The sequence below is a fragment of the Noviherbaspirillum sp. FW303-A3 genome, from assembly GCF_058788695.1.
Window position 1 is genome coordinate 3,786,358 of record NZ_JBYTAZ010000001.1, and the last position, 13,153, is coordinate 3,799,510.

Annotated in this window: 12 protein-coding genes; 10 read left to right on the forward strand and 2 right to left on the reverse strand. The window is 63.0% G+C overall.

All coding sequences use genetic code 11. The annotated features are described in order from the left end of the window. Nucleotides 1–145: 145 nt before the first annotated feature. Nucleotides 146–487: a hypothetical protein gene (locus AC3WOY_RS18225; RefSeq protein WP_492426271.1), complete on the forward strand. Its 342-nt coding sequence runs from the start codon at nucleotides 146–148 to the stop codon at nucleotides 485–487. 87 nt (nucleotides 488–574) lie between these two features. Beyond that, nucleotides 575–1,030, forward strand: a complete 456-nt coding sequence (locus AC3WOY_RS18230) for a tetratricopeptide repeat protein (RefSeq protein WP_492426273.1) — start codon at nucleotides 575–577, stop codon at nucleotides 1,028–1,030. Between the two features lie 75 nt (nucleotides 1,031–1,105). On the opposite strand, the gene AC3WOY_RS18235 is transcribed toward AC3WOY_RS18230, so the two are convergent. Continuing rightward, nucleotides 1,106–1,633 (reverse strand): SWIB/MDM2 domain-containing protein, encoded by a 528-nt coding sequence (locus AC3WOY_RS18235; RefSeq protein ID WP_492426275.1) that lies wholly within the window; start codon nucleotides 1,631–1,633, stop codon nucleotides 1,106–1,108. Nucleotides 1,634–2,122: 489 nt separating this feature from the next. After that, on the reverse strand, nucleotides 2,123–3,493 hold the full coding sequence (ffh, locus tag AC3WOY_RS18240; RefSeq protein WP_492426277.1) for a signal recognition particle protein: 1,371 nt from the start codon (nucleotides 3,491–3,493) through the stop codon (nucleotides 2,123–2,125). A 292-nt stretch (nucleotides 3,494–3,785) separates the two neighbouring features. Here ffh and AC3WOY_RS18245 point away from each other — a divergent pair, with 292 nt between their 5' ends. From AC3WOY_RS18245 to ampD, 8 genes are all read left to right on the forward strand, one after another. Continuing rightward, entirely contained in the window at nucleotides 3,786–4,919 is a 1,134-nt protein-coding gene (locus tag AC3WOY_RS18245; RefSeq protein WP_492426279.1) for an ABC transporter substrate-binding protein, read from the forward strand. 133 nt (nucleotides 4,920–5,052) lie between these two features. Then, on the forward strand, nucleotides 5,053–6,876 hold the full coding sequence (locus AC3WOY_RS18250; protein ID WP_492426281.1) for a sensor histidine kinase: 1,824 nt from the start codon (nucleotides 5,053–5,055) through the stop codon (nucleotides 6,874–6,876). A 4-nt stretch (nucleotides 6,877–6,880) separates the two neighbouring features. Continuing rightward, nucleotides 6,881–8,203, forward strand: a complete 1,323-nt coding sequence (locus tag AC3WOY_RS18255; RefSeq protein ID WP_492426283.1) for a sigma-54-dependent transcriptional regulator — start codon at nucleotides 6,881–6,883, stop codon at nucleotides 8,201–8,203. Nucleotides 8,204–8,299: 96 nt separating this feature from the next. Then, a complete protein-coding gene (locus AC3WOY_RS18260; protein ID WP_492426285.1) occupies nucleotides 8,300–9,109 on the forward strand; it encodes a cytochrome C assembly family protein in 810 nt (269 codons plus the stop codon). Further along, nucleotides 9,106–9,354 (forward strand): PP0621 family protein, encoded by a 249-nt coding sequence (locus tag AC3WOY_RS18265; RefSeq protein WP_492426287.1) that lies wholly within the window; start codon nucleotides 9,106–9,108, stop codon nucleotides 9,352–9,354. Before AC3WOY_RS18260 ends, AC3WOY_RS18265 begins: the two co-directional genes overlap by 4 nt. Next, the gene (locus tag AC3WOY_RS18270; protein ID WP_492426289.1) at nucleotides 9,351–11,033 is read left to right on the forward strand and encodes a sensor histidine kinase; all 1,683 of its coding nucleotides are present in this window, start codon (nucleotides 9,351–9,353) and stop codon (nucleotides 11,031–11,033) included. The genes AC3WOY_RS18265 and AC3WOY_RS18270 overlap by 4 nt, the downstream gene beginning before the upstream one ends. 34 nt (nucleotides 11,034–11,067) lie before the next feature. Then, nucleotides 11,068–12,528, forward strand: coding sequence for a sigma-54-dependent transcriptional regulator (locus AC3WOY_RS18275; RefSeq protein WP_492426291.1), 1,461 nt, complete (start codon nucleotides 11,068–11,070; stop codon nucleotides 12,526–12,528). Next, entirely contained in the window at nucleotides 12,525–13,127 is a 603-nt protein-coding gene (gene ampD, locus AC3WOY_RS18280) for a 1,6-anhydro-N-acetylmuramyl-L-alanine amidase AmpD (protein ID WP_492426293.1), read from the forward strand. Before AC3WOY_RS18275 ends, ampD begins: the two co-directional genes overlap by 4 nt. Nucleotides 13,128–13,153: the final 26 nt, after the last annotated feature.

Below are 13,153 nucleotides of genomic sequence, written 5' to 3' on the forward strand. Positions count from 1 at the left end.
GATCCGCCTTATTAATCCGCAGCCAGTCGTCCCGTCCGACCCTCCCTCGGTTCCCCGCGCTCGCCCAGAGAGGCAAGCGGGCAGGCTGGCCATGGTACCGTCGCCCTCCGCTAATGATCGTCCCCGGCGGGAGGAGGGCTCGCCCGTGGAGGTATCGAAAACGCCCCAGAACCCCTCTCCCAGCGTCGACGCAATGATCGATGCCGCCAAGCGGAATATCGGCAACATCGACAGGGAACTGCGTCAGGCATTCCCTTCTCGTGCGCCGATGCCCTCGCAGCCTTCGACATCTCCTCTGGAACGGAGTATTGCATCGGCCGGATTGCCTCGTGAAACAGTCATGCAGGAGCTCGTGCTTGGCGACGGGCGTCGGATTACAAAGGTAGTGACGCCGTCCGGCACGTATTGCGTACTTGGCCGCAAGCCGGGTGCCGGCATCACCGAAAATGAGCTCGCCGCGCTGACGACCACCAACTGCCCCAACTGACAATTCTCAAAAATTCTCAGGGCCGGAATAATCGGTCCACGCCATGCGTATATTCCGGTACATCCCCCAACCACAGGAGACGCCGAGATGAAAAAGACGCTGATCGCATGCATGCTTGCCATTCCCTTCGCCTGCCTGGCCGCCGACACCGAATGGCTGCCCCAGGTGAACGTGCAGAACTCTGACTTCGTAAACGGCAAGAAGGCCGTGGAGGCGAAGAACTGGCAGGCGGCGATTGACGCGTTCGGCCGGGCTGCAAGGAGCGATCCGCGCAATCCGGACATCCATAACTATCTGGGCTATGCCTATCGCCAGATGGAGCGCATGGAGGATGCGTTCCGCCACTATAACGAGGCGCTGCGGCTGGAGCCGTCCCACCGCGGGGCGAACGAGTACATCGGCTGGGCCTACCTGAAGACGAACCAGTTGTCGAAGGCGGAGGAGCACTTGGCCAGGCTGGAGAAGATTTGCGGGAAGAACTGCGAGGAGGTTGAGAAGCTCGGCAGGGGGATTGCCGACTACAAGGCAAAGAACAAGTCTTGAGGCAGATTCCCCGGAACCGGAAACAAAAACGCCCGCGCGATGCGGGCGTTTTTGTTTGGCCTTCGGAAAGACAGATTATTGCAGGTGATTGGAAATGAGTTTGGTCATTTCGAACATCGACACTTGCTTCTTTCCGCCAAACACAGCTTTCAGCTTGTCATCCGCATTGATCATGCGCTTGTTAGCCTGGTCCTGCAGCTTGTTCTTCTTGATGTAGTCCCAGACCTTCTTGGTCACTTCCGTGCGCGGCAGCGGATTTGCACCGATCACTGCACCCAGGGTGGCGGACGGCGTCATCGGCTTCATGAACGCTGCGTTCGGCTTACGCGGGGTCTTCGGCTTTGCTACCTTCTTGGCTGCCGGCTTCTTGGCGGCGACCTTCTTTGCAGGAGCGGCCTTCTTTGCTGCCGGCTTTGCTGCTGCCTTCTTTGCTACGGGCTTGGCTGCTGCCTTCTTTGCAGGAGCTGCCTTCTTTGCTACGGGCTTGGCTGCTGCCTTCTTTGCAGGAGCGGCCTTCTTTGCTGCGGGTTTAGCTGCTGCCTTCTTTGCAGGAGCTGCCTTCTTGGCGGCTGCCTTGGCCGCGGGTTTCTTGGCTGTTGCCATCTTCGAGCCTCCTTCACAGAATGTGTTGGGAAATTGCGTCAAATCACGCACCGGTAATAGTGGTGCGGTTTTCATAGGGATGCAAGTGTTTTTTGATCGTTTTCGCATGAATTTGTGTGCTCTGTGCCACGCGATCTTCATAGGAGAAAACGCTGAGTGACCCTCTTTGAGCATGCGGACTCCTCTCTAGGGGCTTCCCTCTGGCGCCTCGAGTAGGCCTCGGAGAGAGCATCGAAGGCGCCTTCACGCGGATGTCGTCGAATAATGTAATGGGCCGGAGAGCCTTGCTGGCATTGGCTCTCCGAGCGACGGGGTATTTTGGAAGCACCGCTCCATGCAGTCCTTGTAGGACTGTCTTCGTCGCGCCAATGGGGGCTGCGCAGAGGGGGGATTGGGGATGGAGTCTGGTGCTTCAGAGGGAGCGTCGGCTCCCTCGAAGGGATGCCCCGGTCAACAGGGGCATCATTGAGGGTGGTTGTCAGAGGGGGATCAGCGCATTCCGCCGGGCAGCATGCCCTTCATGTTGCGCATCATCTTCATCATGCCGCCGCCCTTGAGCTTCTTCATCATCGACTGCATCTGCTCGAACTGGGACAGCATGCGGTTGACTTCCTGCACCTGGACACCGGCCCCGGCAGCAATGCGGCGCTTGCGCGAGGCCTTGATGAGTTCCGGCTTGGCGCGCTCCTGGGGCGTCATCGCATTGATGATGCCCTCCATGCGGCGCACCTGCTTTTCGGCCTGGCCCATGTCGGCATTGCCTGCCGCCTGCTGCAGTTGCGCGGGCAGCTTGTCGAGCAGGCCGGAGAGGCCGCCCATCTTCTTCATCTGGGAAAGCTGGGCCTTGAAGTCGTTCAGGTCGAACTTGCCGCCGCCCTTGATCTTCTCCGCCAGGTCCTTGGCCGCCTCGACGTCGACGCCTTTGCGCGCTTCCTCGACCAGGGCCAGGATGTCGCCCATGCCGAGGATACGGTTGGCCATGCGCTGCGGATCGAAGGCTTCCAGGCCATCCAGCTTCTCTGCCACACCGGCGAACTTGACCGGCTTGCCGGTGACGTGGCGCACCGAGAGGGCGGCGCCGCCGCGTGAGTCGCCGTCGAGCTTGGTCAGCACCACGCCGGTGAGGGGCAGGGCGTCGTTGAAGGCCTTGGCGGTGTTGATCGCATCCTGGCCGAGCATGGCGTCGACCACGAACAAGGTCTCGATCGGTTTCAGGGCGGCATGCAGGGCGGCAATCTCCTGCATCATCACTTCGTCGATGCCCAGGCGGCCGGCAGTATCGACGATCAGCACGTCGTGATAGTGCCTTTTCGCGTAGTCGAGGGCGGCCAGCGCGATATCGACCGGCTTGTCGGTGGGTGAGGAGGGGAAGAAGTCGGCGCCGACCTGGCCCGTGACAGTCTGCAACTGGCCGATCGCCGCAGGGCGATACACGTCGGCGGAAACGGTCAGCACCTTCTTCTTTTTTTCCTCCTTCAGGTACTTTGCGAGCTTGCCGACGGTAGTGGTCTTGCCCGCGCCCTGCAGGCCGGCCATGAGGATGATCGCCGGCGGTTGGGTGGCGAAATTGAGCTGCGATGCTTCGGGACCGAGGTCGGCGCCCATCAGTGAGGCCAGCTCGCGCTGAACCACGCCGACCAGAGCCTGTCCTGGCGTGAGCGAGCCGATGACCTCTTCGCCCACCGCCTTTTCTTTCACCTTGGCGATGAATTCGCGCACGGCGGGCAGGGCGACGTCGGCCTCGAGCAGGGCCAGGCGCACTTCGCGCAGCATTTCTGCCGTGTTGGTCTCGGTCAGGCGCGCTTCGCCGCGCATCGTTTTGACGACTTTCGCCAGTCGTTGTGTCAGGTTGTCGAGCATGGATGACGATGTATCAAGAAAAGGGGGAGGGCCGGTGCGGAAAGCCTGGCCGCAGGGACAGCCTCCATTTTACCCGATGCCGCATCCATTCCCTGCGGCAGTGCCAAGGCGGAAATCCGCATAAGCCGTCGTCGCGGTGTGCGGTTTTTCGTCCGCAGAAAGCTGTCTCGGCCCGATTTCACGTGATGTGGTCGTACCGGACATGGTGGCACAGAGGCTGCATGGAATGCGTCCGCTTAACCGGATGCAAGTTTGCCAGGTTCATTTGACCGTTACTTTGCGAGGAAAATTCATGGCAGAAAACTGGACGAAGGCGCTTATCGCTGTGTTTGCCTTCGCTGCAGCAACCAGCGCCGCGGCCGAGGACGGCGTCACCGACAAGATGATCCTGATCGGGCAAACCGTGCCGCTGACCGGGCAGATCGCCGGAGCAGTCAAGGAGATGAACGAGGGAGCCCGGACGTACATCGATTCCATCAATCGTACCGGTGGCGTGCATGGGCGAAAGATCGTGCTGCGGACACTGGACGACCGGTTCGATCCGGCCATCGCTGCCGCCAACGCCGCCAGGCTGGTGCGCGAGGAACGCGTCTTTGCCATGTTCCTCAATCGCGCGACGCCGCACACCGAGGCCATTCTTCCAGTGCTGCTCCCTGGCAGTGTGCCATTGGTAGCGCCGAGCACAGGCGCCGCCGTCTTCCATTCGCCGGTCAACCGCCTGTTGTTCAATGTCAGGGCGAAATACCAGGATGAGGTCATCAAGGCGGTGGAGCACTTTTCCACGGTGGGCGTGCGCGAGATCGGCATCGTGCATGTCGACGACTCCTTTGGCAGGGATGCGCTGGCCGGGTTCGGCGCGGCGATGAAGGCGAACGGACTGCGGGCGGCGCTCGTCGCGAAGTTCGACCGGGCCAGGCCAGACATCCAAGCGACCATGCGGGCGGCGCTCCAGGCCAATCCCCAGGCGCTCATCATTGTCGGTTCGGCGACTACGACAACCGAATTGATCAAGCGGCTGCGCGCTGCCGGCAGCAGGATGCAGGTGATGACCTTGTCGAACAATTCCTCGCAGTCCTTCGTCAGGAACCTTGGCGCCGATGGCGTCGGCGTGATCGTGTCGCAGGTGACCCCGGCGCCGCACTTGGTGTCGACTCCGCTCGGCCAGGAGTTCAAGTCGGTCGCAGCTGCCGGCGGCGCAACCGTTTCCTATGCCGCAATGGAGGGCTTTGTCGCGGCGAAGGTGCTGGTCGAGGGGTTGCGCAGGGCGGGGCGCAACCTGACCAGGGAATCCTTCATTCGCGCGATGGAATCGATGCGGAAGGTCGACCTGGGTGGCCTGCTCGTGACCTACGGGCCGGACGACCATACGGGCAGCGAGTTCGTCGAGCTGACCATGATCGGGAAGGGCGGCCGCTTTGTACGGTGACCGACGGCGGCACCGATGGATGTTCGCAGGGGGTAATATTACGAACGATTTCCATGTATTGAACGACAGCCATCCGTTTTCCGCGGACGGCGGCACAGGCATCTCCTTTTCAGAGGACGGCACGGAAGACCGAATGTTCAGCAAACGCCCTGCGCTCCTCATCCTTGCGGCAGCCTGCGTGCTCGCCGTCGTCCTTGCAGCCTACCTGGTGGCGGCGCACAGGGCGCGCGAGGACATCCACGCCGCCGGCGACCGCCAGCTGCAAATCATCGCGCTCGATCTGGAGTCGGTTCTGGAAAAGTTCGAAACCCTGCCCTATACCCTGGCCTACCATCCTGATGTGCCGGCGGCCGTCGTGCGCCCGGACGACCGCGAGCTCATCCAGCGCCTGAACCTTACGCTGCAATCGATCCAGCGCCAGGCCAAGGTCAGCGCCATCTACTTGATGGATCGCAGCGGCAACACCCTCGCTTCCAGCAACTGGGACCTTTCGCTCAGCTTCGTCGGCAAGAACTTTGCATTCCGACCGTATTTCCGCGATGCGATGGAAGGGCGCGCAGGGCGTTTCTACGGCATCGGCAGCACTACCAGCGAGCCGGGGTACTTTATCGCGCAACCGGTCTATCCGCTCGGGGCGTCGAAACCTTCCGTGCCGGTAGGTGTTATCGCCGTCAAGATCAGTCTGTCCGAGTTCGAGGAAACCTGGCGCAGCAGCGAAGAACCGATCGCGCTCGCCGACGCCAGCGGCGTCGTCTTCCTCAGCAACAGGATGGCGTGGCGTTACCACAGCATGCGTCCCCTGGACGAAAAGGAAAGAAAGTATCTGGGCGGCACCCTGCAGTACGCCGGACAGAACATCCTTCCTATCGCCACCTTGCCGAAAGCGGAGCAGGCCGGCTTCGACGAGCATCTTGCCAAGCCGGTCGGCCGTCTGGGCTGGCAGCTGATGCTGTTTCCGTCGCAGGCACGCATCCAGCGGCCGGCCGCACTGGCCGCACTCGCGGCAGCGTTGCTGGCCGCCGTCGCCGGGATTTCCTATTGGGCGGTGCTCCAGCGGCGCAAGCGTCTGGAGGAGCGCATGGCGTCGCGCCAGGCGCTCCAGCGCGCGGCGGAGGAACTCGACAGGAACATCGCGCAGCGTACCCGGGAGCTGCTCGACGCCAACCAGCGCCTGGAATCCAAGTATGCAAAACTGAAGGAAACCGAACACCTGCTGCGAACCACGCAGAACGAACTGGTGCAGGCTGGCAAGCTGGCGATGCTGGGGCAGATGGCCGCCGGCGTGACGCATGAACTGAACCAGCCGCTGGCTGCGATACGCGCCTTCGCTGACAACGCGGTGACTTTCCTTGCAAGGGGGCAAGGCGACAAGGCGGGCGAGAACCTCGCGCAGATCAGCGCCGCCAGCGCCCGCATGGGCGCCATCATCGGGCAGCTCAAGGGCTTTGCGCGCAAGAGCCATGAAACGGTGTCGACGGTCGACCTGGCGCAGGCCGTCCAGGCGTCTGCCATCCTTCTTGAAAGCGATTTTCGCCGGCACGACGTGCAGTTCGAGGTCGACATCCGGCAGCCGGCGCAAATCACCGGCGACGCGGTGAGGACGGAACAGGTGCTGATCAACCTGCTGCGCAATGCGCTCGATGCCGTCGAAACGGCGCCGGTACGCAAGGTCGAGGTGATCCTCGAGCGTGAGGGAGGGGATGCGCTGGTGCGGATCCGCGACAGCGGCGCGGGCATTCCGGAGCAGGTGGCGCCGCACTTGTTCGAACCGTTCTTCACCACCAAGGCATCGGGTAAGGGATTGGGACTGGGACTGGCGATTTCATCGTCGATCGTGCAAGCCATGAACGGACAGTTGACCGCGCAGAACCATGCCGGCGGCGGCGCCGAGTTCGTGGTGCGGCTGCCGGCCGCGGAGGTGTCATATCAGGAGGGAGGCAAGTTTGTCGCTGCATGAAACAATGGGTGAAGTCGTCCTGGTCGAGGATGAGCAGGCGGTCCGCATGGCGACCGTGCAGACGCTCGAGCTGGGCGGATTCGAGGTGCGTGCCTGCGAAAGTGCGGAACTGGCGCAATCATGGCTGCATGCAGGATTCGGCGGCGTGCTGGTGACCGATGTGCGCCTGCCGGGGCGATCCGGCCTGGAATTGCTGGCCGATGCGGTTGCCAGCGATCCCGACCTGCCGGTGATTGTCGTGACCGGCCATGGCGACGTCAGCATGGCGGTGGATGCCATGCGCGCCGGCGCCTACGATTTCATTGAAAAGCCGTTTGCCGCCGAACGCCTGCTGGAAACGGTCAGGCGCGCGCAGGAAAAGCGGCGGCTGGTGATGGAGAACCGGCGCCTGAAAGCGGCATGGGCTTCACACCCCGACATGCCGGCACTGATCGGCCAGTCTCTCGCGATCGAACGCATCCGCACCCTGATCCGCTCGGTCGGGCCGACGCCGGCGGACGTGCTGATCAATGGCCAGACCGGCACCGGCAAGGAGGTCGTGGCGCGCCATCTGCATGGCGCGAGCGGCCGCAAGGGCCCCTTCGTCGCCATCAACTGCGCCGCTTTGCCGGAAAGCGTATTCGAAAGCGAAATCTTCGGGCATGAGGCCGGGGCTTTTACCAGTGCGATGAAGCGCCGCATCGGCAAGCTGGAGTATGCAAACGGTGGCACGGTTTTCCTCGATGAAATCGAAAGCATGCCGCTCGCCTTGCAGGTGAAGCTATTGCGGGTGCTGCAGGAGCGCCGCCTGGAAAGGCTGGGCGGCAACGATCCGATCCATGTCGACTGCAGGATTATTGCCGCCAGCAAGGCCGACCTGCTGCGGCTGAGCGCGCAGGGCGGGTTCCGCGAGGACCTGTATTACCGCATCAGCGTGGTGGGAATGGAGCTCCCGCGGCTGGCCGACAGGCGCGAAGACATTCCCTTGCTGCTTGCCCATTTCGTGCAGGGAGCGGCGCTGCGCTACCAGCGGCCGGTGCCGCAATGGGGCATGGCGCAGATGGCGGAATGGCAAGTGCGCGATTGGCCGGGCAATGTCCGCGAGTTGCGCAACTTTGCCGACCGCCTCGTGCTCGGTGTGGCCGAAATGCCAACAGCACCGGACGCACAGGCCGGCGACACGCTGCCGCAACGGGTGGATGCCTATGAGCGCGCACTCATTGCGGAAGCGCTTTCCTCGCAGGAAGGCAATGTCGCTGCGGCCGCGGACCGTCTCGGCATCCCGAAAAAAACCCTGTACGACAAGTTGAAAAAGTATCAGCTGACCGCCGGCAGGACGCAGGATTGACGAACCGGCACCGTCCCATGCTTGTTCGTTTCCTTCCGGTCCGGCTGCGGTCAGACATGGTGTAAACTCAGGGTCTGTTTACCTCCCTTTTCGTCAATGCATACCTATTTCTTCGTCCTGGCGGCACTGCTGTATGCGACCTGCGCATTCTTGCCGGCCAGGCAGCGCGGCGTGATTTCCGCCGGTACGGCCGTCGCCTGGCTGCTCCACGGCGGCGCGCTCTGGGTCGACATGGTCGGTCCCGGTTCGCTGCGCATCGGTTTCGCCATCATGCTGTCGGCGACCCTGTGGATTTCCGTCGGTGCGTACTGGCTTGAAAACCGCAACCTGACGCTGGACGGCCTGCGCGTGCTGGTATTGCCCACTGCCGCGCTCGCCGTGATTCTCCCGGTTCTTTTCCCCGGCAGCGTTGTTCCGCTCGAGGGCAAGTCCGTGTTGTTCCCCTGGCATGTGGCGATTGCCATCCTGGCCTACAGCAGCCTGACCATCGCCGCCTTCCACGCCGTCCTGATGGCGTTGCAGGAGTCGCGCCTCCATGCGCATCCGGGGGCCGTGCAGCACGGATGGCTCGGACTTGCAATCGACCGCCTTCCGGCGCTGCTGACCATGGAAAAGCTGCTTTTCCGCCTGATCGGATTCGGTTTCGTGCTGCTGACCCTGACTGTATTGTCCGGGATCGTGTTCTCCGAACAATTGTTTGGCATCGCCTTCAAGTGGGATCACAAGACGATCTTCACGATGCTGTCCTGGGTATTGTTCGGCGCCTTGCTCGCGGGCCGCTTCTGGCGCGGCTGGCGCGGAAAGACCGCACTGCGCTTCACCCTGACCGGTTTTGCAACCCTGCTGCTCGCCTATGTCGGCAGCCGCTTCGTCATGGAAGTGGTGCTGCACCGGGGCCTTGCATGAAGATCCTGTTGTGGGTGCTGCTCGCGTTCGCTGTCGCGATGTGGCTGACTCACAGCAAGAAACAGCGCGTGAAGGCTGCGCGCGACAATCCGCCGCCGCCGCCCGGTACGCCCGAAGCGATGGTGTGCTGCGCACACTGCGGCACCTACTTCCCGGCTTCGGAAGCCGTCACCGTGCCATCCGGCATGAAGTTCTGCTGCGAAGAGCATCGCTTGCAGCATTCCGCATCAGACACCTCCGCATGACGCGCGTCAGGATGCACATCCCCCGGCTCAAGGCAACCCGCGAAACATTCTGGCGTACGCTGCAAACATTCTGCGTGACGCGGATCGTGATCGCGGTCGTCCTGCTGGTCTATTTCGGCTTCAATGCCGTTCGCGGTGTGGAAGCGGTCGAGGTCACGGACAGCTGGGACATGTTCGTCGCCTACGGGTTGGTGGCCGTGCTCTTCGCGCTGTCGTCGGTGTACTGGCAGCGGCATTTCATCACCCAACTGCTGATCCAGCTCATGGTCGATATCGCCGCGATTTCGCTGCTGTACGTGTCGGCCGGCGGCGCGCGCAGCGGGCTGGCGATCCTGTACCTGTTCCCGCTGGCCGGCGCGGCGGTGCTGGCGCCGCTGATCCTCGCGCTGTTCTTCGTTTCCGTCGTCACGCTGATCATGCTGTCGGAAAGCGGCTACCAGTTGCTGCATTCCATGTCCGACGTCTCTCCGTCGCGTGCCGGCCTGTACGGCGCAGCGTTCTTTGCCGCGATCTATGTGATCAACCGCCTCGCAGCCAAGCTCATCAAGCAGGAGAGCCTGGCGGCCCAGCGCGGGCATGAACTGCAGGTCCAGGAAGCCATCAACCGGCTGGTGATTGCCGACATGGGCGACGGCATCCTGGTGGTCGGCGCCGATACCGAAGTATTCGCCGGCAATCCGGCCGCCGAGCGCATGCTCGGGTTTGCCATGCCGAAGGGCAAGGCGCGCTGGAAGATCGCCGACTTTCCGCCGCTGATACCGATCGCCGATGCCTTCTTTGCATGGCGGAACCGCCAGGAGGCGGATGACGATGCGTCCACGTTCGTCATGATCAAACCCGGCGATACGACCAGCAACGTGCCGCGCGACCTGCGGCGCGAGCTCGTCACACACCTGAAGCTGCGCTTCGGGAAGGTCGAGAGCGCCGGCCTGGCCGAGGACCGCTCCGTCATTTTCGTGCAGGACGTCACCGAGATCGAGAACCAGGCGCAGCAGCTCAAGCTTGCCTCCATGGGGCGGCTGACGGCCAGCATTGCCCACGAAGTGCGCAACCCGCTATCGGCCATCGCGCATGCCGCCTCCCTGCTGAAGGAGGATGTGGCCGAGCCGACGCAAGTGCGCCTGCTCAATATCGTCGGCGACAACGTGGTTCGCCTGAACCAGATGATCGAAGACATCCTCAAGCTCTCCCGCAAGGCACATGCGAACAGCGATCCGCTGGAGCTGGAGCCCTTCCTGGGCGAGCTGCTGGACGAGTTCCTCGAAAGCCATCGCGTGCCGCCGGGCATGATCAGGTTGGGAAACATGGCAGGCAATCGCGTCCGGTTCGACCCCCTGCACCTGCGCGAAGTGGTGGTGAACCTGCTGTCCAATGCGCTTCGCTATGCCAGCGGGCAGGATGGCAGCATCCGCATGGAAGTGATTTCACCGCAGGCCAACCGCCTGGAGCTGCATGTACAGGATGACGGCCCCGCCATCACGCCGGAAGTAAGGGCGCACCTGTTCGAGCCTTTCTATACGACGTCCAGCAAGGGCACCGGGCTGGGACTCTACGTGGCGCGTGAATTGTGTTTGAATAACGGTGCGATGCTGGACTATGAATACCGCATGGGGATGTCGAGCGATGGCGCCGACGAGCCGAGCGGCCGATTCGTCATCAGCTTTGCCGTTCGTAACTGACCTCGCCTTGAGCTGAAGGAACTGAACCGCTGCCATGACTGCACCCCGTATCCTGGTCATCGACGATGAGGCCGACCTGCGTGAATTGCTCGAAATCACGCTCGTGAAGATGGGCCTGGACGTCGACTGTGCCGAGTCCATGGCCGCCGCGCGGGCATGCCTTGCGCAGGCTGAATATGCACTCGTGCTGACCGATATGCGCTTGCCGGACGGTGTCGGCATTGATCTGGTGCGCGAAGTCGCCAGTACCTGCCGCAACACGCCGATCGCGGTCATTACCGCTTTCGGCAGCGCCGACAATGCGGTTGCCGCGCTCAAGGCCGGGGCCTTCGATTACCTGTCCAAGCCGGTCGGGCTGGACCAGCTCCGCCTGCTCGTGCAATCGGCGCTGCGCATGCACAAGGCAGAGAGCGGTGCAGGCCCGTCCAGCAGTCCGTCGACCGAAATCCATTCCAGGCTGACCGGCCAGTCACCGGTCATGCAGGATCTGCGCTCGCAGATAGCGCGCCTGGCGCGCAGCATGGCGCCGGTGTCGATCACCGGCGAGTCGGGCAGCGGCAAGGAACTGGCCGCGCGCGATATCCATGCCCACAGCGCGCGTGCGGACAAATCCTTCATCGCGGTCAACTGCGGCGCCATCCCCGAGGCATTGATGGAAGCCGAGTTCTTCGGCTATCGCAAGGGCGCCTTCACCGGCGCCAGCGAGGATCGCGACGGTTTTTTCCAGGCGGCCAATGGCGGCACGCTGATGCTCGACGAGGTCGCGGACCTGCCTCTGCAGATGCAGGTCAAGCTGCTGCGCGCCATCCAGGAGCGGCGCGTGCGCAAGGTCGGCGCGACGGTCGAGGAACCGGTCGATGTGCGCATCATCAGCGCCACCCATCAGAACCTGGCGGAGTGTGTCGAGAAGGGACGTTTCCGCCAGGACCTGTATTACCGGCTGAACGTGATCGAACTGCGCCTGCCGCCGCTGCGCGAACGGCTCGACGATATCGGACTGCTGGCCGACGTGCTTCTCGAACGTCTCGCACCGGCCGGAGGAAAGGCGGTCCTGTCGCCCGAGGCGCTCGATGCACTGAAGTCCTACGCATTCCCCGGAAACGTGCGGGAGCTGGAAAACATCCTTGAGCGCGCGCTGGCCTTCGCCAACGATGGCGTGATCGAGGTTGGGGACCTGGCGCTGAAGTCCTGTCCGGTACCGGCGGAAGCTGCGCCACTGCCGCAACCCGCACCGGAAGAAAGCATCCTGGTGCAGCCCCCGGAACCGGTCGCAGCCGCGCCTCAACGCCCTCCCGCTCCGACGCCGGTCGTTCCCGAGGGCGAGCTGCCGCATTCGCTGCCGGACTATCTCGACGAAGTCGAACGCGAGATTATCCGCCGCGCGCTCGCAAAGACCCACTTCAACCGCACGCAGGCCGCCGAGCTGCTGGGCATCAGCTTCCGCCAGCTGCGCTACCGGATGCAGCGGCTGGACATCCACGAGCCGGACACATGACACGATTCCAACTGGGCGAAGATGGCTGGGCCGCCGGCGTGACGCGCTCGCCGTCGCCGAATTTCGATGTGCGTGCCGAGGGCACGGCGGTCAGCCTGCTGGTGATCCACAACATCAGCCTGCCTCCTGGCGAGTTCGGCGGTCCTTATATAGAGGACCTGTTCCTCAATCGCCTCGATTGCGACGCCCACCCGTACTTCGACCAGTTGCGTGCGCTGCGCGTGTCGGCGCACTTTCTCATCCGGCGCGACGGCACGGTGCTGCAGTTCGTGTCGGCAAACGACCGCGCCTGGCATGCCGGCATGTCCACTTTTTGCGGCCGCGAACGCTGCAATGATTTCTCCATCGGGATCGAACTCGAGGGCACCGACTTCGAGGACTTCGACCCGCGCCAGTACGAATCGCTGGCCTCGCTGACCCTCGCGCTGTGCGCGCGCTACCCCCTGGCCGATGTTGCAGGACACGAACACATCGCCCCCGGCCGCAAGACCGATCCCGGTCCCTTCTTCGACTGGCCGTATTTCCGCAAGTCCTTGATTCACAAAGGGCAGGGTGCGCAGATCGCACTCCTTCCGCGCTTCCCGCTCATGGTCGACTGAAAAAGTCAACGGGTTGTCGGCGTCAA

Coding starts and splice junctions, on each gene's coding strand:
- AC3WOY_RS18230 (WP_492426273.1), top strand. CDS start 575: ATGAAAAAGACGCTGATCGCATGCATGCTTGCCATTCCCTTCGCCTGC.
- AC3WOY_RS18235 (WP_492426275.1), bottom strand. CDS start 1,633: ATGGCAACAGCCAAGAAACCCGCGGCCAAGGCAGCCGCCAAGAAGGCA.
- ffh (WP_492426277.1), bottom strand. CDS start 3,493: ATGCTCGACAACCTGACACAACGACTGGCGAAAGTCGTCAAAACGATG.
- AC3WOY_RS18245 (WP_492426279.1), top strand. CDS start 3,786: ATGGCAGAAAACTGGACGAAGGCGCTTATCGCTGTGTTTGCCTTCGCT.
- AC3WOY_RS18250 (WP_492426281.1), top strand. CDS start 5,053: ATGTTCAGCAAACGCCCTGCGCTCCTCATCCTTGCGGCAGCCTGCGTG.
- AC3WOY_RS18255 (WP_492426283.1), top strand. CDS start 6,881: ATGGGTGAAGTCGTCCTGGTCGAGGATGAGCAGGCGGTCCGCATGGCG.
- AC3WOY_RS18260 (WP_492426285.1), top strand. CDS start 8,300: ATGCATACCTATTTCTTCGTCCTGGCGGCACTGCTGTATGCGACCTGC.
- AC3WOY_RS18265 (WP_492426287.1), top strand. CDS start 9,106: ATGAAGATCCTGTTGTGGGTGCTGCTCGCGTTCGCTGTCGCGATGTGG.
- AC3WOY_RS18270 (WP_492426289.1), top strand. CDS start 9,351: ATGACGCGCGTCAGGATGCACATCCCCCGGCTCAAGGCAACCCGCGAA.
- AC3WOY_RS18275 (WP_492426291.1), top strand. CDS start 11,068: ATGACTGCACCCCGTATCCTGGTCATCGACGATGAGGCCGACCTGCGT.
- ampD (WP_492426293.1), top strand. CDS start 12,525: ATGACACGATTCCAACTGGGCGAAGATGGCTGGGCCGCCGGCGTGACG.